The organism is Pseudomonas sp. AO-1 (genome assembly GCF_019775695.1).
GTDB classification, from domain to species: Bacteria; Pseudomonadota; Gammaproteobacteria; order Pseudomonadales; family Pseudomonadaceae; genus Aquipseudomonas; species Aquipseudomonas parakoreensis.
This window is the reverse complement of record NZ_CP079947.1, coordinates 563616-585358: the sequence shown is the minus strand read 5'-3', so window position 1 is coordinate 585358 and position 21743 is coordinate 563616. Positions and strand designations below refer to the sequence as shown.

Genomic DNA, 21743 nt, shown 5'->3' with positions numbered 1-21743 from the left:
GATGGGTCGCGAAGCGGCCCCCTTGTTGTTGCCAACCCCATTCTTCCGGCACGGCCAAAGATGACAGGGCTGCTACGCAGCCATCGGGGATACCCCTCACCACAAGGACTTCGTTCAATCAACGATCAGGCCTTATCGTTGCTTGCCGCTAACCCCCCCGGTCTTTAGACTTACGCCTCATTTCAACGAGAGCAGGGTCGATGCCAGCTGCCTTTCCCCCCGATTCTGTTGGTCTGGTGACGCCGCAAACGGCGCATTTCAGTGAACCTCTGGCTTTGGCCTGCGGCCGTTCGCTGCCCGCCTACGACCTGATCTACGAAACCTACGGCACGCTGAACGCACAGGCGAGCAACGCCGTGCTGATCTGCCACGCCTTGTCCGGGCATCATCATGCCGCCGGCTATCACAGCGTCGACGACCGCAAGCCCGGTTGGTGGGACAGCTGCATCGGCCCGGGCAAACCGATCGACACCAACAAATTCTTCGTGGTCAGCCTGAACAATCTGGGCGGCTGCAACGGCTCCACCGGCCCGAGCAGTATCAATCCGGAAACCGGCAAGCCATTCGGCGCCGACTTCCCGGTGCTCACCGTGGAAGACTGGGTGCACAGCCAGGCGCGTCTGGCCGACCGGCTCGGCATTCGTCAGTTCGCCGCCGTGATCGGTGGCAGCCTCGGCGGCATGCAGGCCTTGCAGTGGACGATCACCTACCCGGATCGCGTGCGTCACTGCCTGGCTATCGCCTCGGCGCCCAAGCTGTCGGCGCAGAACATCGCCTTCAACGAAGTCGCGCGTCAGGCGATCCTCACCGACCCGGAGTTCCACGGTGGCTCGTTCCAGGAACAAGGTGTGATCCCCAAGCGTGGGCTGATGCTGGCGCGGATGGTCGGGCACATCACCTACCTGTCCGACGACTCCATGGGCGAGAAATTCGGCCGTGGCCTGAAGAGTGAAAAGCTCAACTACGACTTCCACAGCGTCGAGTTCCAGGTCGAAAGCTATCTGCGCTATCAGGGTGAAGAATTCTCCGGTCGTTTCGATGCCAACACCTACCTGTTGATGACCAAGGCGCTGGACTACTTCGATCCGGCAGCGAACTTCGACGATAACCTGGCGAAAACTTTCGAAAACGCCACGGCCAAGTTCTGCGTGATGTCGTTCACCACCGACTGGCGCTTCTCCCCGGCCCGCTCGCGAGAACTGGTGGACGCGCTGATGGCGGCACGCAAAGACGTCAGCTATCTGGAAATCGATGCGCCACAGGGCCACGACGCCTTCCTGATTCCGATCCCGCGCTATTTGCAGGCGTTCGGCAATTACATGAACCGAATTACGGTGTGAACAAGCCATGAGAGCTGATCTGGAAATCATCCAGGAATGGATCCCCGCCGGCAGCCGCGTGCTCGACCTCGGCTGCGGCGACGGCGAACTGCTGACCTGGCTGCGCGACAACAAGAACGTCACCGGTTATGGCCTGGAAAACGACGCCGACAACATCGCCGAATGCGTGGCCAAGGGCATCAACGTCATCGAGCAGGACCTGGACAAGGGCCTGGGCAACTTCGCCAGCAACAGTTTCGACATCGTCGTCATGACCCAGGCCCTGCAAGCCGTGCATTACCCGGACAAGATCCTCGACGAAATGCTCCGGGTCGGTCGTCAGTGCATCATCACCTTCCCCAACTTCGGTCACTGGCGATGCCGCTGGTATCTGGCAAGCAAGGGCCGGATGCCGGTGTCGGAATTTCTGCCGTACACCTGGTACAACACGCCGAACATTCACTTCTGCACCTTCGAAGACTTTGAAGAACTTTGTCGCGAACGTGATGCGAAGGTCATTGATCGGCTTGCCGTGGATCAACAGCACCGCCACGGGTGGGCCAGTAAGCTATGGCCTAATCTGTTAGGTGAGATTGGTATCTACCGCGTCAGCAGCCCGGTGCTTGCAGATCATCGGGTCGCGGTCTGAACCACGACATTTCGAGGAGAACGATCATGGGTCGCTTGATTACTGTGCTATTGGCCGCCTGCCTGAGTCTGTCGGCGGTGGCCGCCGATGCCATCAAGGGCGAACGCAAGGAAGTGTTCGGTGACGTTACCGTGCACTACAACACCTTCAACTCGACCTTCCTGACACCCGACATCGCCAAGGCAGCCGAGCTGATCCGCAGCAAGAACCAGGGCGTGATCAACGTCTCGGTGATCAAGGACGGCAAACCGCTGATCGCCAACGTCACTGGCACAGTCAAAGACCTGACCAGCCAGAGCGTGCCGCTGAACTTCCGCCAGGTCACCGAACAGGGCGCGATCTACTACATCGCGCAGTACCCGGTGGAGCAGCAGGAAACCCGCACCTTTGAAATCAAGGTGCAGAACGGCGACAAGATCAACACCATCAACTTCAACCAAGAACTCTTTCCCGGCGAATGATGAACCTCACGCAACTCGTACTGGCCAGCCATAACGCCGGCAAACTCAAGGAACTCCAGGCCATGCTCGGCGATTCGGTGCAACTGCGCTCGATCGGCGAATGGAGCAAGGTCGAACCGGAAGAAACCGGTCTGTCGTTCGTCGAGAACGCGATCCTCAAGGCGCGCAATGCCGCGCGCATCTCCGGGCTGCCGGCGCTGGCCGACGATTCCGGCCTGGCGGTGGATTTCCTTGGCGGCGCGCCGGGCATCTACTCGGCGCGCTATGCCGACGGCAAGGGTGATGCGGCGAACAACGCCAAACTGCTCGACGCGCTTAAAGACGTGCCGCAAGCCGAGCGCGGTGCGCAGTTCGTCTGCGTGCTGGCACTGGTGCGGCATGCCGATGATCCGCTGCCGATCCTCTGCGAAGGCCTGTGGCACGGGCGCATCCTGACCGCCGCCAGCGGCGAGCACGGTTTCGGCTACGACCCGCTGTTCTGGGTGCCGGAGCGTGACGTGTCCAGCGCCGAACTGAGCCCGGCCGACAAAAACCAGATCAGCCACCGCGCCCGTGCAATGGATCTGCTGCGCCAGCGTCTGGGTTTGAAATGACCGATAGTCACCCCGCGTCGTCGCTGATCATCGGCGGCGCCTCTTCGCCTCGGGCGCCGCTGCCGACGCTGCCGCCTCTGGCGCTGTACATCCACATTCCGTGGTGTGTGCGCAAATGCCCGTATTGCGACTTCAACTCGCACACCGCCAGCCCGGTGCTGCCGGAAGAGGAATACGTCGACGCGTTGCTGGCCGATCTCGATCAGGACCTGCACGCGGTGTATGGCCGTGAAATCAGTTCGATCTTCTTCGGTGGCGGTACGCCGAGTCTGTTCAGCGCCGAAGCCCTCGGGCGCCTGCTCAAAGGCGTCGAGCAGCGCATCCCGTTTGCGCACGACATCGAGATCACCCTGGAGGCCAATCCAGGCACCTTCGAGCAAGAGAAGTTCGTCGCGTATCGCAAGCTGGGGATCAATCGCCTGTCGATCGGCATCCAGAGCTTCCAGCAGCAGAAACTCGAAGCCCTCGGACGTATCCACAACGGCGACGAAGCGGTGCGCGCGGCAGGTATGGCGCGTCAGGCCGGGTTCGATAACTTCAACCTCGATCTGATGCATGGCCTGCCCGACCAGTCGCTGGACGATGCCTTGAGCGATCTGCGCCAGGCCATCGAACTGAAACCGACGCACATCTCCTGGTATCAGCTGACGCTGGAGCCGAACACGGTGTTCTGGAACCAGCCGCCGGTGCTGCCGGAAGACGACACGCTGTGGGACATTCAGGAAGCCGGACAAGCGCTGCTGGCCGCGCACGGTTACGCGCAATACGAGGTCTCGGCCTATGCCCAGCCCGGGCGTCCGGCGCGGCATAACCTCAATTACTGGAGTTTCGGCGACTTCATCGGCATCGGCGCCGGCGCCCACGGCAAGCTCAGCCATCCGGACGGGCGCATTGTGCGCACCTGGAAGACGCGCTTGCCAAAGGACTATCTCAACCCGGCCAAGAGCTTCCAGGCTGGCGAAAAAGCGCTGAGCAACGATGAGATGCCATTCGAGTTCCTGATGAATGCCCTGCGCCTGACGGCCGGGGTGGAATCGCGCCTGTATCCGGAACGCACCGGCCTGCCGCTGGAAAGTCTCGCCGAACACCGCCGCGAGGCCGAACAAAGCGGCCTGATGCAGGTCGAACCGTCACGTCTGGCGGCCACCGAGCGCGGACAACTGTTCCTCAACGACTTGCTGCAGAAATTTCTGAGCTGAGCCTGACGCCCGCCCCAAGGAAAAACCCATGGATTTGATACTCGACCTGCTCGCTACCGTGTCCCGCTGGAGTCGCAGCAATCTCTCGGAAATCGCCCTGGCCCTGGTGGGCTGCCTGCTGGTGCTGTTCGGTGCCGACTTCAAAGGCTGGGTCGAGCAACGCCTGGGCAGCATCGCCGGCGCCCTGCGCGTACCGTTGATGGCCCTGCTGTGCGTGATCGGCAGCGGTGCCGCGCTGATCTACGCGACGCCGTGGGTGGTCAAGGGCCTGAGCCAGTTCAACAACTACAGCCTGGCGCCGGTGTTGCTGGTGGTGCTGGTGTTGATAGGCGTAGTCGCCGACCGCCGCTGATCTTTCAGTACCCCCAAAACAACTGTAGGAGCTGCGGCACGCTGCGATCTTTTGATCTTCAAATCAAGATCAAAAGATCGCAGCGTGCCGCAGCTCCTACATTCGATTGCGTCAAGAGACAGGGAAGTTCATGAGCAAAAAACTGTTGGACGAAACAAGCAAATTTCTCAGCTTCGTATTGCGCCACGAACCTCAGGCGATCGGTCTGGTGCTGGATTCTGAAGGCTGGGCGAATATCGACGCACTGATCAGCGGCGCTGCGCGTGACGGTCGTGAACTGGATCGCGAACTGATTGAAGCGATCGTGACAAGTAGCGACAAGAAGCGCTTCTCGATTTCCGAGGACGGCCAACTGATTCGTGCGGTTCAGGGCCACTCAACGAAAAGCGTGGATCTGCAGTTCGAGCAGAAACAGCCACCGCAAACGCTGTATCACGGCACAGCAACGCGCTTTCTTGATTCAATCAAAGAACAGGGTCTGATCCCGGGATCACGCCATCACGTGCACCTTTCCCAAGACATCGGCACCGCTTCGGCCGTCGGGCAGCGCTATGGCACCGTGGTGATTCTGAAAGTCGCCGCACGGCAGATGGAAGAACAGGGTTTGAAGTTCTATCAGGCCGAAAACGGCGTTTGGCTGACAGAGCATGTACCGGTGCGCTTCATCTCTACCCTGTAATTTCTCGAACACCCAAAACAACTGTGGGAGCGAGCTTGCTCGCGAAGGCGTAGTGTCAGTCAACTCAGCGTTGAATGATCCATCGCATTCGCGAGCAAGCTCGCTCCCACCGTTTTTATTGCATGTTGCTTAAGCGATTTTCTCGAACTTCAGATCCCACACGCCATGCCCAAGACGTTCGCCGCGGCGTTCGAACTTGGTGATCGGGCGTTCGGCCGGGCGTGGTACGCATTTGCCGTCTTCGGCGAGGTTGCGGTAGCCCGGGGCGACGTTCATCACTTCCAGCATGTACTCGGCGTACGGTTCCCAGTCGGTGGCCATGTGCAGGATGCCGCCAACCTTCAGCTTGCTGCGCACCAGTTCGGCGAAGGACGCCTGAACGATGCGACGCTTGTGGTGACGGCTCTTGTGCCACGGGTCCGGGAAGAACAGCATCAGGCGATCGAGGCTGTTGTCGGCGATGCAGCGGTTGAGCACTTCGATCGCGTCGCAATCGTAGACGCGCAGGTTGGTCAGGCCCTGAGTCAGCACGCCGTTGAGCAGCGCGCCAACACCCGGACGGTGCACTTCAACACCGATGAAGTCCTCATCCGGCGCCGCCGCGGCCATTTCCAGCAACGAATGGCCCATGCCGAAACCGATCTCCAGCGAGCGCGGCGCCGAACGGCCGAACACTTGATCGTAATCCACCGGCGCGTCGGCCAGCGGCAGCACGTACAGCGGCGCGCCCTGGTCCAGACCACGTTGCTGGCCTTCGGTCATGCGCCCGGCGCGCATCACGAAGCTCTTGATGCGGCGGTGTTGGCGCTCGTCGCCCTCTTCCGTCTGGAGAGGCGTGTCGTTCGATTCAGTCATCAATGGCTCTTACTTGATCAGACCATCCAGCGGCGAAGAGGCGCTGGCATAGAGTTTTTTCGGCATGCGGCCGGCGAGATAGGCCAAGCGGCCTGCGACGATCGCGTGTTGCATGGCTTGGGCCATCATCACCGGTTGCTGAGCATGGGCGATGGCCGAGTTCATCAGCACGGCGTCACAGCCCAGTTCCATGGCGATGGTGGCGTCGGAGGCGGTACCGACACCGGCATCCACCAGCACCGGAATTTTCGCTTCTTCGAGGATGATCTGCAGGTTGTACGGGTTGCAGATCCCCAGACCGGAACCGATCAGACCGGCCAGCGGCATGACCGCGATGCAGCCGATTTCCGCCAGTTGGCGAGCGATGATCGGGTCATCACTGGTGTAAACCATCACGTCGAAGCCTTCCTTGACCAGCGTTTCCGCGGCTTTGAGGGTTTCGATCACATTGGGGAACAGGGTTTTCTGGTCGGCCAGCACTTCCAGCTTCACCAGGTTGTGACCATCGAGCAGCTCACGGGCCAGGCGGCAGGTGCGCACGGCTTCGATAGCGTCGTAGCAACCGGCGGTGTTCGGCAGGAAGGTGTAGCGATCCGGCGACAGCACTTCGAGCAGGTTCGGCTCGCCTTCGATCTGGCCGAGGTTGGTGCGGCGCACGGCGAAAGTGACGATCTCGGCACCCGAGGCTTCGATGGCCTGACGGGTTTCTTCCATGTCACGGTACTTGCCGGTACCGACCAGCAAACGCGACTGGTAAGTACGACCGGCCAGGACGAAAGGCTTGTCGCTACGAACGATGCTCATGGGGAATCCTCTTTAGGGGTGAGGGTCTTGCAGAATTCTGTGCCCTTGCGGGCCGGGCGACTAGCCGCCGCCGATGGCGTGCACCACTTCAACATGGTCGCCATCATTGAGAACGGTGTCGGCATGCTGACTGCGCGGGACGATATCCAGATTGAGTTCAACTGCCACCCGCCGACCGGTCAGGTCCATACGGGCAATCAGGGCCGCAACGGTTTCACCGTCGGGCAGTTCAAGGGATTCGCCGTTCAACTGAATGCGCATGCGCCAGGCCGCCATCATTTTTAGGGGGTGGCATTCTAGCCCGATCATGACCTAAAGGTCAGCACCAAGCGTCAAGCGGTTTACTGCAGGCGCCAGGCGGCAAGCCCAAGGCACAGCCAGCCGACCAGAAACGCCAGACCGCCGAACGGGGTAATGATGCCGAGCTTGCTGATGCCGGTGGTGGTCAGCACATACAGACTGCCGGAGAACAGCAGGATACCGAGGGTGAACGATGCCCCCGCCCAAGCGACGAGACGCCCCTGAATCTGCGAGGCCAACAGTGCAACACCAAACAACGCCAAAGCGTGCACCAGCTGATAGGTCACGCCAGTGTGGAAAATCGCCAGATACTCGGGGGTCAGGCGGTTTTTCAGGCCATGAGCGGCGAAGGCGCCAAGGCCCACACCGGTAAAACCAAAGAAAGCGGCCAGCATCAGAAAGCCACGCAGCATGTGGAACTCCAGTCAGACTCGTTCGGCAGGGTCTGTATAATGGCCCGCTCTATCGGTTCGGCCAAGCCATCTCTATGCTGCGTTCACTTTTGCGTCGTCTCACGAAGGCCCTGCTCTGGTTCGCGGGCGGCAGTGTGTTGCTGGTGTTGCTGTTTCGCTTCGTGCCGCCGCCGGGCACGGCGCTGATGGTCGAGCGCAAGATCGAATCCTGGGTCGACGGCGAGCCGATTGACCTGCAGCGCACCTGGAAATCGTGGGACGAAATCTCCGATGACCTCAAAGTCGCGGTCATGGCCGGCGAAGATCAGAAATTTCCCGAGCACTGGGGTTTTGACTTCGGCGCGATCCAGGCGGCGTTGGCCCACAACGAACTCGGCGGTTCGATTCGCGGCGCCAGCACCCTGAGCCAGCAAGTGTCGAAAAACCTGTTTCTGTGGTCGGGGCGCAGCTATCTGCGCAAAGGCCTGGAAGCCTGGTTTACCGGACTGATCGAAGTGTTCTGGCCCAAGCAGCGGATTCTTGAGGTTTACCTGAACAGCGTCGAGTGGGATGACGGGGTGTTTGGTGCCGAAGCCGCAGCACGTCATCACTTTGGTGTGAGCGCCAAGTCACTGTCGCGCCAGCAGGCCAGTTATCTGGCGGCAGTACTGCCCAATCCGCGAGTGTGGAGTGCGAGCCATCCGACAGCTTATGTATCGCGCCGGGCCGGGTGGATTCGCCAGCAGATGAGCCAGTTGGGCGGGACCAGTTATTTGCTGGGGCTGGATGATTCGCGTCGGGCGCCTTGGGCGCAATAGCCCTCACTGTTCTTATAGACACTGAAAATCCCTGTGGGAGCGGGCTTGCCCGCGATAGCGGTAGTTCAGCCACCATCTACATGACTGACCCGACGCCATCGCTGGCAAGCCAGCTCCCACAGAGATTAATGCCGCCCTGACATATGCGCATAAAAAACGCCCCGATCATCGCTGATCGGGGCGTTTTTGTTTGCCTGAGCGCCAGTTACGCGGCGATCGACAACTTGAGCTTGTTCATCGCGCTCTTCTCGAGCTGACGGATCCGCTCGGCCGACACGTTGTACTTCTGTGCCAGGTCGTGCAGCGTGGCTTTCTCTTCTGCCAGCCAGCGCTGGTAGAGGATGTCACGGCTACGCTCGTCCAGCACTTCCAGCGCTTCGTGCAGGTTGTGATTGGAGTTGTCGCTCCAGTCGGCATCTTCCAGCTGACGCGCCGGGTCGTACCGGTGGTCTTCCAGATAGTTGGCCGGCGACTGGAAAGCACTGTCGTCGTCAGCTTCTGCAGCCGGGTCGAAAGCCATGTCATGGCCGGTCAGGCGACTTTCCATCTCGCGCACTTCACGCGGTTCGACGCCGAGGCTTTCCGCCACACGGTGGACTTCCTCGTTGTTCAGCCATGCAAGACGCTTCTTCTGGCTGCGCAGGTTGAAGAACAGCTTGCGCTGGGCCTTGGTGGTCGCGACTTTCACAATGCGCCAGTTGCGCAGGATGAACTCGTGAATTTCCGCCTTGATCCAGTGCACGGCGAACGACACCAGACGCACACCCATTTCCGGGTTGAAGCGCTTTACAGCCTTCATCAGGCCGACGTTGCCTTCCTGGATCAGGTCAGCCTGAGCCAGACCGTAGCCGGAATAGCTACGGGCGATGTGTACGACAAATCGCAGGTGGGCGAGCACCATCTGCCGAGCCGCCCCCAAATCCTGCTCATAGTAGAGACTCTCGGCCAGTTCACGCTCCTGCTCCGGCGTCAGCAATGGAATGCTGTTGACGGTGTGCACATAGGCTTCCAGGTTCGCACCCGGAACCAACGCGTACGCAGGTTGCAAAGAATTGGTCATGCGAAAAAACCTCCCACTTACATACTCGTGCCTCTCGGCACTGCGAAAAATTGACCGGGAATTCAAGTGCAAGTTCCCAAAAAAACCGCAAGGTCAATCACGCGCAAAAAAGATTCTACTTCGGCGCCAGCTCCCTGAGATGACGTGCGACTGCAATCCATGCACCGATATAACCCAACAGCACCGCGCCAAGCAAGAGCGACAGACCGTCGGCAACTGGCACTCCGGCCAGCGCGAAATCACTGCCGTACAAGCCGGCCAATCCAACCACCGCGTCGTTCAGCCAGTTCAGGCCGAACGCCAGCACACCCCAGGACAGAACACCTGCACCGAAGCCATACAACGCGCCCATATAAAGGAAGGGGCGACGCACATAGCTGTCAGTGCCGCCGACGAGTTTAATCACTTCTATCTCTGTGCGGCGGTTTTCAATATGAAGACGAATGGTATTGCCTATCACCAAAAGTAATGCAGAAACCAACAGCACCGTCAGACCGAAGACAAAACGATCACCGAGCTTGAGGATGGCGGCCAGACGCTCGACCCAGACTAGATCAAGTTGCGCCTGTTGTACCTTGGGCAGCTCGGAAAGTTTTTGTCTTAATGCTTCCAGGGTCGGCTTGTCGACCTCGTTCGGGGTCACCAGCACCACGCCCGGCAGCGGGTTCTCCGGCAGCTCGCGCAGGGCTTCGCCCAGACCGGACTGCTGCTGGAACTCTTCCAGCGCCTGATCACGACCGACATATTCGGCATCAGCAACGCCGGGCATGCCTTTGATCTGCTCGCGCAACGACTCGCCTTGCGCGGGCGTGGCATCCAGTTGCAGATACAACGAAATCTGCGCCGCCCGCTGCCACGAACCGCCTAGACGCTCGACGTTGTTGATCAGCAGCGACAGGCCCATCGGCAAGCTCAGCGCCACGGCCATCACCATGCAGGTGAAGAAGCTGCCGATCGGCTGCTTGCCAAGGCGACGCAGGCTGTCGAGCAGGCTGGCACGATGGCTTTCGATCCACGAACGCAACAGCGTGGAGAAGTCCGGGCCATCGTCATCGTCGTGTTTTTTCTTCTTCGGCGGTTGCGGGTCGGCGGCCTTCGGGGCCACGCGCTCGGAAACCTTCGGACTGCGTGTCGCACTCATACGCCGGCCTCCCCGTCGCCGATCAGTCGGCCGCGTTGCAAGGTCAGCATGCGGTGCCGCATGCGCGCAATCAGGGCCAGGTCGTGACTGGCGATCAGCACGCTGGTGCCCAGCCGGTTGATGTCTTCGAAGACGCCCATGATCTCGGCCGCCAGGCGCGGGTCGAGGTTACCGGTCGGTTCGTCCGCCAGCAGCAGCGCCGGACGGTGGACGATGGCGCGGGCGATACCGACGCGCTGCTGTTGACCAGTGGACAGGTCGCCGGGGTACAGATCGGTTTTATCCGACAGCGCCACGCGCTCCAGCGCCGAATCGACGCGCTTGGCGATCTCGGCCTTGGACAACCCGAGAATCTGCAGCGGCAGCGCGACGTTGTTGAACACCGTGCGATCGAACAGCAACTGGTGATTCTGGAACACCACGCCGATCTGCCGGCGCAGGAACGGAATCTGCGCGTTACTGATGGTGCTCAGGTCCTGCCCGGCCAGCAGCAGTTTGCCGCTGGTCGGACGCTCCATCGCCAGCAACAGGCGCAACAGCGTGGATTTACCAGCACCGGAGTGACCGGTGACAAACAGAAACTCGCCACGACGGACTCGAAAGCTCAGCTCATGCAAGCCGACGTGACCGTTCGGGTAGCGTTTACCGACCTGTTCGAAACGAATCATGAACGCTCCCGCTCGGCAAACAGTGCCTGGACAAAGGGTTCGGCTTCAAAGGTACGCAGATCGTCGATGCCTTCACCGACGCCGATGTAGCGGATCGGCAGGCCAAACTGCTTGGCCAGGGCGAAAATCACCCCGCCCTTGGCGGTGCCGTCGAGCTTGGTCAGCGCCAGGCCGGTCAGTTCGACGGTCTGGTTGAATTGCTTGGCCTGGTTGATGGCGTTCTGACCGGTGCCGGCGTCGAGCACCAGCAACACTTCGTGCGGCGCGTCGGCGTCGAGCTTGCCGATCACCCGGCGAACTTTCTTCAGTTCTTCCATCAGGTTGTCTTTGGTATGCAGACGACCGGCGGTGTCGGCGATCAGCACGTCAATGCCACGGGCCTTGGCGGCCTGCACGGCGTCGAAGATCACTGAAGCCGAGTCCGCGCCAGTGTGCTGGGCGATCACCGGGATCTTGTTGCGCTCACCCCAGACCTGCAACTGCTCAACGGCAGCGGCGCGGAAGGTGTCACCGGCGGCGAGCATGACTTTCTTGCCTTCCAGCTGCAGCTTCTTCGCCAGCTTGCCGATGGTGGTGGTCTTGCCGGCGCCGTTGACGCCAACCACCAGAATCACGAACGGCTTGGTCTGCGAGGCGATTTTCAGCGGCTGTTCGACCGGTTTCAGCATCGCCGCCAGCTCGGCCTGCAGCGACTTGTACAGCGCGTCGGCATCGGCCAGCTCCTTGCGGGCGACCTTCTGAGTCAAGCGCTGGATGATCTGCGTAGTGGCTTCGACACCGACGTCGGCGGTCAGCAGACGGGTTTCCAGCTCATCTAGCAGGTCGTCATCAATGGTTTTACGGCCGAGAAACAGGCTGGCCATGCCCTCGCCGATGCTGGCGCTGGTTTTCGACAGGCCTTGCTTGAGGCGGGCGAAAAAGCCGACTTTGGTTTCTTCGCTGCGCGGGGCTTCCACTGGCGTTTCAGCGACGACTTCTACCGGCACCACCGGAGCAGCGACGACCGGTGCAGGTGCAGGCTGCTGAACGACCGGCGCAACAGGGGCGACGAACACCGGGGCCACGGGTTCGGGAACAACCGGCGCAGGCTCGACAACCGGCTCAACCACTGGCGCCGGAGCGACTTCAGGGACGAACGCGGCAGGCGCCGGAATCGGCGGCGTCACATGCGGCGCGGCCTCTTCGACCAACGCCACCGGCTCTTCCGCCACCGGCAAGGTCAGCCACGGCTCGACCGCCGGAGTCAGTGGCAGCTCGGCCGCCACCGGGGTTTCAGGTTCTGGCTCGGGCTCGACCGGTTGCAGCACCGGCTCGGCAATCGGCAGCACGATCGGCGCCGGCTCTTCTTCTATAGCAGGCGCTGGCGTCGGAGCCGGTTCAGGAATCGCGGGCGGCTGTTCGACGACGGGTTCCTGCGGTTTCTTACGCAGCCATCCGAACAGGCTTTTCTTCTCGCCAGCCGCAGCTGGGGTCTTCTTGTCGTCGTTGGAACCAAACATGGAGGACGGCTATCTCACGGTAGCGACGCGCCATAAGGGCGCCCCGGCAAATAAATATTCGATGCAGAACAGACTGTGTTTCATCCAGCTTGTTCACGCGCAACATTTTGTCGAGGCGCCAGCGGCACCCCAAAGATTCGTATTAACGAAGGACTAAACCGGCAAAATCGGCGAAAAAGCGAAGTCTAGTCGATAAACCGCAGCTTTCTGCCGCCAACCTATACAACCGGATCAGGCCTGAAAACCTGATAGGCGTGGTCGCCGGTAAAACGGATCAGTATCCTAGCACCCTCTCGCCCGCCGACGCTAAGACCAAGCGGGCAGCCCAACAGGTTAAAAAACGAATGAATGCTCTAGCCCGCCGCGCTGCAGGCCTGCTGCTCAGCACAGTCTGCCTGCCCCTTTCGGCCCTGGCGGCCGACCCGCAACCGACCCACGAATTCACCCTCGACAACGGCCTGAAGGTCGTCGTGCGCGAAGACCATCGCGCGCCAGTGGTGGTGTCGCAGGTCTGGTACAAGGTTGGTTCCAGCTACGAAACCCCGGGCCAGACCGGTCTGTCCCACGCGCTCGAGCACATGATGTTCAAGGGCAGCGAGAAAGTCGGCCCCGGCGAAGCCTCGCTGATCCTGCGCGACCTGGGCGCCGAAGAAAACGCCTTCACCAGTGACGACTTCACCGCCTACTACCAAGTGCTGGCCCGCGACCGTCTGGGCGTGGCCTTCGAACTGGAAGCCGACCGCATGGCCAATCTGCGCCTGCCGGCCGACGAGTTCGCAAAGGAAATCGAAGTCATCAAGGAAGAGCGTCGCCTGCGCACCGACGACAAGCCGATGTCCAAGGCTTACGAGCGCTACAAGGCGATGGCTTACCCGGCCAGCGGCTACCACACGCCGACCATCGGCTGGATGGCAGACCTTGACCGGATGAAGGTCGAAGAGCTGCGCCACTGGTATCAGTCCTGGTATGTGCCGAACAACGCCACGCTGGTGGTGGTCGGCGACGTCACCCCCGATGAAGTGAAAACCCTCGCCCAACGTTACTTCGGGCCGATTGCCAAGCGCGACGTGCCGCCAGCGAAGAAACCGCTGGAACTGGCCGAGCCGGGTGAGCGCCAGATCACCCTGCATGTGCAGACCCAACTGCCCAGCCTGATGCTCGGTTTCAACGTGCCCAGCATCGCCACTGCTGAAGACAAGCGCTCGGTCAACGCCCTGCGCCTGATCTCGGCGCTGCTCGACGGCGGTTACAGCGGGCGCATCCCGACGCAACTGGAGCGCGGCGAAGAGCTGGTTTCCGGCGGTTCGTCGAGCTACGACGCCTACACCCGTGGCGACAGCCTGTTCACTTTGTCGGCGACGCCGAACACGCAGAAGAACAAGACCATGGCGCAAGCTGAAGCCGGTCTGTGGAAACTGCTGGAACAGCTGAAAACCACCGCACCGTCCGCCGAAGAACTCGAGCGCGTGCGGGCACAGGTTATCGCCGGCCTGGTGTTCGAACGTGATTCGATCACCAGCCAGGCCACCGCGATCGGCCAACTGGAAACGGTCGGTCTGTCGTGGAAACTGATGGACACCGAACTCGCCGATCTGGAAAGCGTGACCCCGCAAGACATCCAGAACGCCGCCAAGCTGTATTTCACCCGCGAACGTCTCAGCGTCGCCCATGTCCTGCCACTGGAGACGACTCATGAGTGAGCGCAAATCCCCACGCCTGCTGCTCGGCTTGATCGCCATTGCCGTGATCGGCTCTGCCGCGTTCTATCTGATGCCCGGAGTCAAAACCGACGCCAGCGAAGCGCTGGATAACGCCAAGACCAACCAGAAGCTGCAATCGCTGGCCGAGCTCGACGGCAAGGCCCCGGCCAGCCGCAAGCTCGACGTGCAGACCTGGAACACCGCCGGAGGCGCCAAGGTGCTGTTCGTCGAAGCCCATGAGCTGCCGATGTTCGACATGCGCCTGATCTTCGCCGCGGGCAGCAGCCAGGACGGCAATGCGCCGGGCCTGGCAGTCCTGACCAATGCCATGCTCAACGAAGGCGTGGCCGGCAAGGACGTCGGCGCCATCGCCCAAGGCTTCGAAGGCCTCGGTGCGGATTTCGGCAACGGCGCCTACAAGGACATGGCGCTGGCTTCGCTGCGCAGCCTGAGTGCCGCCGACCAGCGCGAGCCGGCGCTGAAGCTGTTCTCCGAAGTGGTGGGCAAACCGACCTTTCCGGCCGACTCCTTCGCACGCATCAAGAATCAGATGCTCGCCGGTTTCGAATACCAGAAACAGAACCCCGGCAAACTCGCCAGCCTCGAGCTGATGAAACGTTTGTACGGCGACCACCCTTACGCGCATTCCAGCGACGGCAACCCGCAGAGCGTGCCGAAGATCACTCTGGCGCAACTGCGTGAATTCCACGCCAAGGCCTACGCGGCCGGCAACGTGGTGATCGCGCTGGTCGGTGACTTGTCTCGCGCCGAAGCCGAGGCGATTGCCAATCAGGTCTCCGGCGCCCTGCCTAAAGGCCCGGCGCTGGCGAAGATCGCCCAGCCGCAGGAACCGAAAGCCAGCGTCAATCACATCGAGTTCCCGTCGAAGCAGACCAACCTGTTGCTCGCGCAACTGGGCATCGATCGTGACGACCCGGATTACGCGGCGCTGTCGATGGGCAACCAGATCCTCGGTGGCGGCGGTTTCGGCACCCGGCTGATGAGCGAAGTGCGCGAGAAGCGCGGCCTGACCTATGGCGTGTATTCGGGTTTCAGCCCGATGCAGGCCCGCGGCCCGTTCATGATCAACCTGCAGACCCGCGCGGAAATGAGCGAAGGCACGCTGAAACTGGTGCAGGACGTGCTCGCCGATTATCTGAAGACCGGCCCGACCCAGAAAGAACTCGACGACGCCAAGCGCGAGCTGGCCGGCAGCTTCCCGCTGTCCACCGCAAGCAACGCCGATATCGTCGGCCAACTGGGCGCCATGGGCTTCTATAATCTGCCGTTGAGCTATCTGGATGACTTCATGCGTCAGTCCCAGAGCCTGACTGTCGAGCAGGTCAAAGACGCGATGAACAAACACCTGAGCACGGACAAACTGGTCATCGTCAGCGCTGGCCCGACCGTGCCGCAAAAGCCGTTACCGGCCCCATCTGATAAACCTGCCGAGCAACCGCTCGGGGTTCCGGAGCATTAATGGCTACTCGTCCTAAAAAACCTGCGCAGAACGTTCACAACGGTGTGAACCAGCTACGCATCATCGGCGGCGAATGGCGCAGCCGCAAACTGAGCTTCCCCGATGCGCCGGGCCTGCGCCCGACACCGGATCGCGTGCGTGAGACCCTGTTCAACTGGCTCGCGCCGTATGTGGCCGGGGCCAAGGTGCTGGATCCGTTCGCCGGCAGTGGCGCGCTGTTTCTCGAGGCACTGTCCCGTGGCGCGGCCATGGGTCAGGCGCTGGATGCCAGCCACGTTGCTGTTTCGAGTCTGAAAGAACACCTCGGTACCCTGCGCTGCACCAATGGTCAGGTGCAGACCGCCGATGCGCTGCGCTATCTGGAAACCCAGGTCGCCACGCCGTTCGACCTGGTGTTCCTCGATCCACCGTTCAACCAGAACCTGCTGCCGGCCGTTTGCACCCTGCTGGAAGAGCGCCAATGGCTGGCGCCGGATTCGTGGATCTACACTGAAAGCGAGACCGCGCCTTCGACGCTGGGCCTGCCGGGCAACTGGCGCCTGCACCGCGAGCAGAAATCCGGGCGGGTGTACTACGCGTTGTGGCAACGTATGGCCGTTAACTGAACATATTGAACAACCCTGTGGCGAGGGAGCTTGCTCCCGCTAGACTGCGCAGCAGTCCCCAAAAAGGGCCGCTTCGCGCCCCAGCGGGAGCAAGCTCCCTCGCCACAAAAGGTGTGTGTCCTCTGGAAACTGAACGCTTCACCCCCGCCTTCGGCCTCGGCAATCCGCACCTGCAAACCTTGTGGGGGCCGCTGTGGCGCAAAACCGTCCACCTTGATCGCGAGCGGGAACGCCTGTGGCTGGACGACGGGGATTTTCTCGATCTCGACTGGCATGGCCCGCACAGCGCCGAGGCGCCGCTGGTGCTGGTATTGCACGGGCTGACCGGTTCTTCCAATTCGCCCTACGTCGCCGGAATTCAGGCCGCGCTCGCCGCCCAAGGCTGGGCCAGTGTCGCGCTGAACTGGCGCGGCTGCTCCGGCGAACCCAATCTGCTGCCACGCAGCTACCATTCCGGTGCCAGCGAAGACCTCGCCGAAGCCATCAAACACTTGCGCGCCAAGCGCCCGCTGGCGCCGCTGTATGCGGTTGGTTATTCGTTGGGTGGCAATGTGTTGCTCAAGCATCTGGGCGAGACCGGCAGCGACAGCGGCGTGCTCGGCGCGGTGGCCGTGTCGGTGCCGTTTCGGCTTGATCAGTGTGCCGACCGCATTGGCCAGGGTTTCTCCAAGGTCTATCAAGCACACTTCATGCGCGAGATGGTCGCCTACATCAAGAACAAGCAGCGCCAGTTCCAGCATGACGGGCGTGAGGATGGCCTGGCAGCCCTGGCGGCGCTCGGTTCGCTGGAGAACATGCGCACCTTCTGGGACTTCGACGGCCGGGTCACCGCGCCGCTGCACGGTTTCACCGATGCCGAGGATTACTATCGACGGGCGTCGAGTCGTTACTTTCTCGGTGAAATCCGCACCCCGACCCTGATCATTCAGGCGGCTGACGACCCGTTCGTGTTTCCGCACAGTTTGCCGACTGCCGAGGAGCTGTCCGCCAGCACCCAGTTCGAATTGCAGGCCAAGGGCGGGCACGTCGGCTTTGTCGATGGCACGTTCCGCCAGCCCGGCTATTACCTGGAACGGCGCATTCCGCAATGGCTGGCCCGTGTGACGTCGTGAGCGATCAGGGCGAGTCGATCCGCTTCTGGCAAACCGCGCCGCTGGCCGGGGTCGAGTTGCTGTCGGCGCGCTACATCGAGCATCGCTTCGCCCCGCACGTCCACGACGGTTATGTGATCGGCATGATCATGGCCGGTGCCCAGCGTTATCGCTATCGCGGCGCCGAACACCTCGCCGGCAGCGGCACGCTGGTGCTGATCAATCCGGACGAATTGCACACCGGGCACAAGGGCACTGAGGATGGCTGGCTGTACCGGGCGTTTTATCCCGATACCGGACAGATCGTGTCCTTGCTCGAAGAACTGGAACTGCCCTGCGCGCCGATGCCGGCGTTTGGCGCGACGCTGTACCGCGACCCGGATCTGGTCAACGGCTTCTGTCAGTTGCACCGTTTGCTGGAAAGCCCCGCCACCGCACTGCAACAGCAGACGGTGTGGCGCGAAATGATGATGCTGTTGTTGCAGCGACATGCGGCGGTGCAGATCAACGGCAGCCCGGGCAAGGAACATCGCGCGGTGGTGATGGCCAAGGAGCTGCTGCACGCGCAACTGGCGGCGCCGCCATCGCTGGAAGAACTGGCGGCCGCTGTGAATCTGTCGCCCTTCCACTTCGCCCGTGTCTTCCGCCGCGCCACCGGCATGCCGCCGCACACCTGGCTGATGCAGCAGCGCATCGCCACGGCCCGGGGTTTATTGCAGAGTGGTTGCCTGCCGGTGGAAGTCGCCATGCAGTTGGGTTTTGCCGACCAGAGTCATCTGAGCCGGCAGTTCAAGCAGGTGTATGGCGTGGGGCCGGCGGCGTATCGCAGTGCCCGCGTGGAGCGCTAAAAGATCGCAGCCTGCGGCAGCTCCTACAGGGAAATGCATTCCAATGTAGGAGCTGCCGAAGGCTGCGATCTTTTGATTTTAATCGCCTGTGGCGATGCCCCGAGCAGGCTCGTTGATCCACTCACTCCACGACCCGGCATACAACGAACCCAGCGGATACCCCGCCAGGCACAACGCAAACAGGTTGTGACACGCCGTCACCCCGGAACCGCAATAAGCGACCAGGTCCGTTGGCGAACGATCACCAAGTTTCGCCGCAAAACGCTGCTTGAGCTGCTCCGCTGGCAGGAAGCGTCCGTCGCTGCCGAGGTTCTCGGTAAACGCCGCGCATTGCGCCCCGGGAATGTGCCCGGCAATCGGGTCGATCGGTTCCACCTCACCCTTGAAGCGCGGCAAGGCCCGGGCATCGAGCAATGTCAGCGACGGCTGCGTAAGGCGCTTGTGCAATTGCTCGGCGCTCAGCAGCAGTTTCATGTCTGGCTGACCACTGAAGTTGCCCCGGCTGACCGACGGCGCATCCAGGCTCAGCGGCAACCCCGCCGCGTGCCAAGCCTTGAGGCCGCCGTCGAGAATGAACACGCCATCGCGCTTGCCCAGCCACGCCAGCAACCACCAGGCGCGGGCCGCATAGGCACCGGGGCCGTCGTCGTACAAAACCACGTCGCTGTCGGCATTGATGCCCCAGGCCTGCAGACGCTCGATCAACGCCGCCGGCTCGGGCAACGGGTGACGTCCGGTCACGCCTTTGACCACTTTGCCACTGAGGTCGCGTTCAAGGTCGGCGAAGCGGGCGCCGGCGATGTGCCCTTCGGCATAGCTGCGCTGCCCGTAGTCCGGGTCTTCGAGGGCAAAACGACAATCGAGAATCACCAGCCCCGGCTGCTCCTTGCGGGCATCCAGTGCGGTCGGGCTGAGCAGTTGCGCAATCGGCATGACGGACTCCTGTGAGCGACTTCGAAATGGGTTACCGCCCTTCCTCGAGGGCCTGGGCCAGCGGTACGTAGAACTCGTCGAACAAGGCATTCACCTCTTCGCGGGCCTGATCGGTGACGAATCCGGCTTCCAGCACCAGCACCTGATACACGCCACGCTTGATGGCCTGCTCGCTGAGGTGGTTGGAGTTTTCCCGGGTGGTGCACAGAAAGCGCACCCACGAGGTGAGGATGATCCAGGCATTGATCGTCAGGGACTCGATCTGCACCCGATCCATCTTGAGGATGCCGGCGGCGACAAAGCCCTCGTAGATCGCCATGCCCTGGATCACGCAGCGCTGGGAAAAACGCCGGTAGCGCGCGGCCAGATCCGGGTCACTGTCGAGCAGGTGTTCCAGATCCCGATGCAGAAAGCGGTAGCCCCACATCGCCGACAGCAGCTCCTTGAGGTAATAGCGCTTGTCTTCGACGGTAGCGGCACGCCCCTGCGGCGGGCGCAGAAAGCTGTCGACCAAACTTTCGTACTCACTGAACAAAACGGCGATGATCGCCTGCTTGTTGGGGAAGTGGTAGTACAGATTGCCCGGAGAAATCTCCATGTGCGCGGCAATGTGATTGGTGCTGATGCTGCGCTCGCCCTGCTGATTGAACAGTTCGAGGCTGTTCTGCACGATGCGCTCGCTGGTTTTTATTCGTGGGGCCATGGCTTGAGCTTTAATTCAGAGTGCGGTGAGGGGCATCTTACGACCTAACCGGAATTGGATAAAACAAAGCTGTGTCGGGAAGTCATTTGACTTTCTAGAGCATAGACTCTAAAAAGTCCTCACTACAATAAATCCGGAGCCGACGATGACTGCCGACATTGCTTATCTGCAAACGCTGCAACAGCCCCTGGAAGAGCTGGATCGGCTGTTCGCGGCACAGCGCGCCGCCTACACAGCCAACCCGATGCCACCGGCGGCCCAGCGTCAGCAATGGCTCAAAGCGTTGCGCGAGATGCTCAGCAATGAGCGCCAGGCCTTGATCGACGCCATCAGCGCAGATTTCAGTCATCGCAGCGCCGATGAAACCCTGCTTGCCGAGCTGATGCCCAGCCTGCACGGTATCCATTACGCCAGCCGCCACCTCAAGGGCTGGATGAAGTCGTCGCGACGCAAAGTCGGCATGGCCTTTCAGCCGGCGTCAGCGAAAGTCGTGTACCAGCCGCTCGGCGTGGTCGGCATCATCGTCCCGTGGAACTACCCGCTGTATCTGGCCATCGGTCCACTGGTCGGCGCACTCGCGGCGGGCAACCGGGTGATGCTCAAACTCAGCGAATCGACCCCGGCCACCGGCCAACTGCTCAAAACCCTGCTGGGACGAATTTTCCCCGAAGACCTGGTCTGCGTGGTGCTCGGCGAGGCCGACATCGGCGTGGCGTTCTCCCGTCTGCGCTTTGATCACTTGCTGTTCACCGGCGCCACCAGCATCGGCAAGCATGTGATGCGCGCGGCGGCGGAAAACCTGACCCCGGTAACACTCGAACTGGGCGGCAAGTCCCCGGCCATTGTCTCCGGCGACGTACCGCTCAAGGACGCCGCCGAACGCATCGCCTTCGGTAAAACCCTCAACGCCGGCCAGACCTGCGTCGCGCCCGATTATGTGCTGGTGCCGCAAGACCGTGTCGGCGCGTTCGTCGAAGCCTATCGCCAGGTGGTCAACAATTTCTATCCGACCCTCGCCGACAACCCGGACTACACCGCGATCATCAACGAGCGCCAACTGACGCGGCTCAACAGTTATGTCAGCGACGCCACCAGCAAGGGCGCGCTGCTGATTCCGCTGTTCGAACAAGGCCAGGGCCGGCGCATGCCGCACAGCCTGCTGCTCAATGTCACTGACGAGATGACCGTGATGCAGGACGAAATCTTCGGCCCGCTGCTGCCGATCGTGCCGTATCAGGATCTTGATCAGGCGTTTGCCTACATCAATCAGCGCCCGCGTCCTCTGGCGCTTTACTACTTCGGCTACGACAAACGCGAACAGAACCGCGTGCTGCACGAGACCCACTCCGGCGGCGTGTGCCTGAACGACACCTTGTTGCACGTGGCGCAGGACGACATGCCATTCGGCGGCATCGGCCCGTCGGGCATGGGCCACTATCACGGCCACGAAGGCTTCCTGACTTTCAGCAAGGCCAAGGGCGTACTGATCAAACAGCGCTTCAACGCCGCGAAGTTGATCTATCCGCCGTACGGCAAATCGATCCAGAAACTGATCCAGAAGCTGTTCATCCGCTAATCGTCGTCACCGCCGGGT

The 21743-nt window shown here is 61.5% G+C and carries 24 protein-coding genes; 14 read left to right on the top strand and 10 right to left on the bottom strand.

Translation table 11 applies throughout. The features are described 5' to 3' along the window. Positions 1-200 precede the first annotated feature (200 nt). The 7 genes from KVQ82_RS02755 (at position 201) to KVQ82_RS02725 (ending at position 5252) form a co-directional block, all read left to right on the top strand. Entirely contained in the window at positions 201-1340 is a 1140-nt protein-coding gene (locus KVQ82_RS02755) for a homoserine O-acetyltransferase (protein ID WP_041063539.1), read from the top strand. Between the two features lie 7 nt (positions 1341-1347). Beyond that, the gene (metW, locus tag KVQ82_RS02750; RefSeq protein WP_003229126.1) at positions 1348-1968 is read left to right on the top strand and encodes a methionine biosynthesis protein MetW; all 621 of its coding nucleotides are present in this window, start codon (positions 1348-1350) and stop codon (positions 1966-1968) included. A gap of 26 nt (positions 1969-1994) precedes the next feature. Then, positions 1995-2429: a DUF4426 domain-containing protein gene (locus tag KVQ82_RS02745; protein WP_027610575.1), complete on the top strand. Its 435-nt coding sequence runs from the start codon at positions 1995-1997 to the stop codon at positions 2427-2429. Next, entirely contained in the window at positions 2426-3022 is a 597-nt protein-coding gene (gene rdgB / locus KVQ82_RS02740) for an RdgB/HAM1 family non-canonical purine NTP pyrophosphatase (protein WP_041063545.1), read from the top strand. Before KVQ82_RS02745 ends, rdgB begins: the two co-directional genes overlap by 4 nt. Further along, positions 3019-4221, top strand: coding sequence for a radical SAM family heme chaperone HemW (gene hemW, locus KVQ82_RS02735; RefSeq protein ID WP_260687982.1), 1203 nt, complete (start codon positions 3019-3021; stop codon positions 4219-4221). Before rdgB ends, hemW begins: the two co-directional genes overlap by 4 nt. Positions 4222-4249: 28 nt before the next feature. Next, complete coding sequence (locus KVQ82_RS02730; protein ID WP_003229134.1) at positions 4250-4573, top strand: DUF3392 domain-containing protein; 324 nt, start codon at positions 4250-4252, stop codon at positions 4571-4573. 130 nt (positions 4574-4703) lie between these two features. Then, positions 4704-5252: an RNA 2'-phosphotransferase gene (locus KVQ82_RS02725; protein WP_222017902.1), complete on the top strand. Its 549-nt coding sequence runs from the start codon at positions 4704-4706 to the stop codon at positions 5250-5252. A gap of 129 nt (positions 5253-5381) precedes the next feature. Here KVQ82_RS02725 and trmB read toward each other — a convergent pair whose 3' ends face one another. From trmB to KVQ82_RS02705, 4 genes are all read right to left on the bottom strand, one after another. Continuing rightward, complete coding sequence (gene trmB / locus KVQ82_RS02720) at positions 5382-6107, bottom strand: tRNA (guanosine(46)-N7)-methyltransferase TrmB (protein ID WP_222017900.1); 726 nt, start codon at positions 6105-6107, stop codon at positions 5382-5384. 9 nt (positions 6108-6116) lie between these two features. Next, a complete protein-coding gene (locus KVQ82_RS02715) occupies positions 6117-6911 on the bottom strand; it encodes a thiazole synthase (protein ID WP_007964131.1) in 795 nt (264 codons plus the stop codon). A gap of 60 nt (positions 6912-6971) precedes the next feature. Beyond that, a complete protein-coding gene (thiS, locus tag KVQ82_RS02710; protein ID WP_161794890.1) occupies positions 6972-7172 on the bottom strand; it encodes a sulfur carrier protein ThiS in 201 nt (66 codons plus the stop codon). A gap of 80 nt (positions 7173-7252) precedes the next feature. Further along, positions 7253-7624: a DUF423 domain-containing protein gene (locus KVQ82_RS02705; protein ID WP_041063556.1), complete on the bottom strand. Its 372-nt coding sequence runs from the start codon at positions 7622-7624 to the stop codon at positions 7253-7255. A 74-nt stretch (positions 7625-7698) separates the two neighbouring features. Between KVQ82_RS02705 and mtgA the strand changes: the two genes are divergently transcribed. Continuing rightward, on the top strand, positions 7699-8421 hold the full coding sequence (mtgA, locus tag KVQ82_RS02700) for a monofunctional biosynthetic peptidoglycan transglycosylase (protein WP_108184096.1): 723 nt from the start codon (positions 7699-7701) through the stop codon (positions 8419-8421). A gap of 205 nt (positions 8422-8626) precedes the next feature. On the opposite strand, the gene rpoH is transcribed toward mtgA, so the two are convergent. The 4 genes from rpoH to ftsY form a co-directional block, all read right to left on the bottom strand. Then, entirely contained in the window at positions 8627-9481 is an 855-nt protein-coding gene (rpoH, locus tag KVQ82_RS02695; RefSeq protein ID WP_003229146.1) for an RNA polymerase sigma factor RpoH, read from the bottom strand. Positions 9482-9596: 115 nt separating this feature from the next. Continuing rightward, positions 9597-10622 (bottom strand): permease-like cell division protein FtsX, encoded by a 1026-nt coding sequence (gene ftsX / locus KVQ82_RS02690; protein WP_007964135.1) that lies wholly within the window; start codon positions 10620-10622, stop codon positions 9597-9599. Next, the gene (ftsE, locus tag KVQ82_RS02685) at positions 10619-11290 is read right to left on the bottom strand and encodes a cell division ATP-binding protein FtsE (protein WP_003229148.1); all 672 of its coding nucleotides are present in this window, start codon (positions 11288-11290) and stop codon (positions 10619-10621) included. Before ftsE ends, ftsX begins: the two co-directional genes overlap by 4 nt. Then, positions 11287-12789: a signal recognition particle-docking protein FtsY gene (gene ftsY / locus KVQ82_RS02680; protein ID WP_222017899.1), complete on the bottom strand. Its 1503-nt coding sequence runs from the start codon at positions 12787-12789 to the stop codon at positions 11287-11289. Before ftsY ends, ftsE begins: the two co-directional genes overlap by 4 nt. A gap of 344 nt (positions 12790-13133) precedes the next feature. On the opposite strand from ftsY, the gene KVQ82_RS02675 reads away from it, so the two are divergent. From KVQ82_RS02675 to KVQ82_RS02655, 5 genes are all read left to right on the top strand, one after another. After that, positions 13134-14489, top strand: coding sequence for a pitrilysin family protein (locus KVQ82_RS02675; RefSeq protein WP_098966083.1), 1356 nt, complete (start codon positions 13134-13136; stop codon positions 14487-14489). Next, a complete protein-coding gene (locus KVQ82_RS02670) occupies positions 14482-15969 on the top strand; it encodes a pitrilysin family protein (RefSeq protein ID WP_222017897.1) in 1488 nt (495 codons plus the stop codon). Before KVQ82_RS02675 ends, KVQ82_RS02670 begins: the two co-directional genes overlap by 8 nt. Beyond that, positions 15969-16574 carry a 16S rRNA (guanine(966)-N(2))-methyltransferase RsmD gene (gene rsmD / locus KVQ82_RS02665; RefSeq protein WP_041063575.1) on the top strand — a complete coding sequence of 202 codons (606 nt, stop codon included), beginning with the start codon at positions 15969-15971 and terminating at the stop codon, positions 16572-16574. The genes KVQ82_RS02670 and rsmD overlap by 1 nt, the downstream gene beginning before the upstream one ends. Positions 16575-16687: 113 nt before the next feature. Beyond that, complete coding sequence (locus KVQ82_RS02660) at positions 16688-17686, top strand: hydrolase (protein WP_086792276.1); 999 nt, start codon at positions 16688-16690, stop codon at positions 17684-17686. After that, entirely contained in the window at positions 17662-18513 is an 852-nt protein-coding gene (locus KVQ82_RS02655; RefSeq protein WP_174377000.1) for an AraC family transcriptional regulator, read from the top strand. Before KVQ82_RS02660 ends, KVQ82_RS02655 begins: the two co-directional genes overlap by 25 nt. Positions 18514-18591: 78 nt before the next feature. Here KVQ82_RS02655 and KVQ82_RS02650 read toward each other — a convergent pair whose 3' ends face one another. Beyond that, complete coding sequence (locus tag KVQ82_RS02650; protein ID WP_222017894.1) at positions 18592-19446, bottom strand: sulfurtransferase; 855 nt, start codon at positions 19444-19446, stop codon at positions 18592-18594. Between the two features lie 31 nt (positions 19447-19477). After that, the gene (locus tag KVQ82_RS02645; protein ID WP_007964152.1) at positions 19478-20149 is read right to left on the bottom strand and encodes a TetR/AcrR family transcriptional regulator; all 672 of its coding nucleotides are present in this window, start codon (positions 20147-20149) and stop codon (positions 19478-19480) included. Positions 20150-20294: 145 nt separating this feature from the next. On the opposite strand from KVQ82_RS02645, the gene KVQ82_RS02640 reads away from it, so the two are divergent. Continuing rightward, the gene (locus KVQ82_RS02640; protein WP_108184103.1) at positions 20295-21725 is read left to right on the top strand and encodes a coniferyl aldehyde dehydrogenase; all 1431 of its coding nucleotides are present in this window, start codon (positions 20295-20297) and stop codon (positions 21723-21725) included. Positions 21726-21743: the final 18 nt, after the last annotated feature.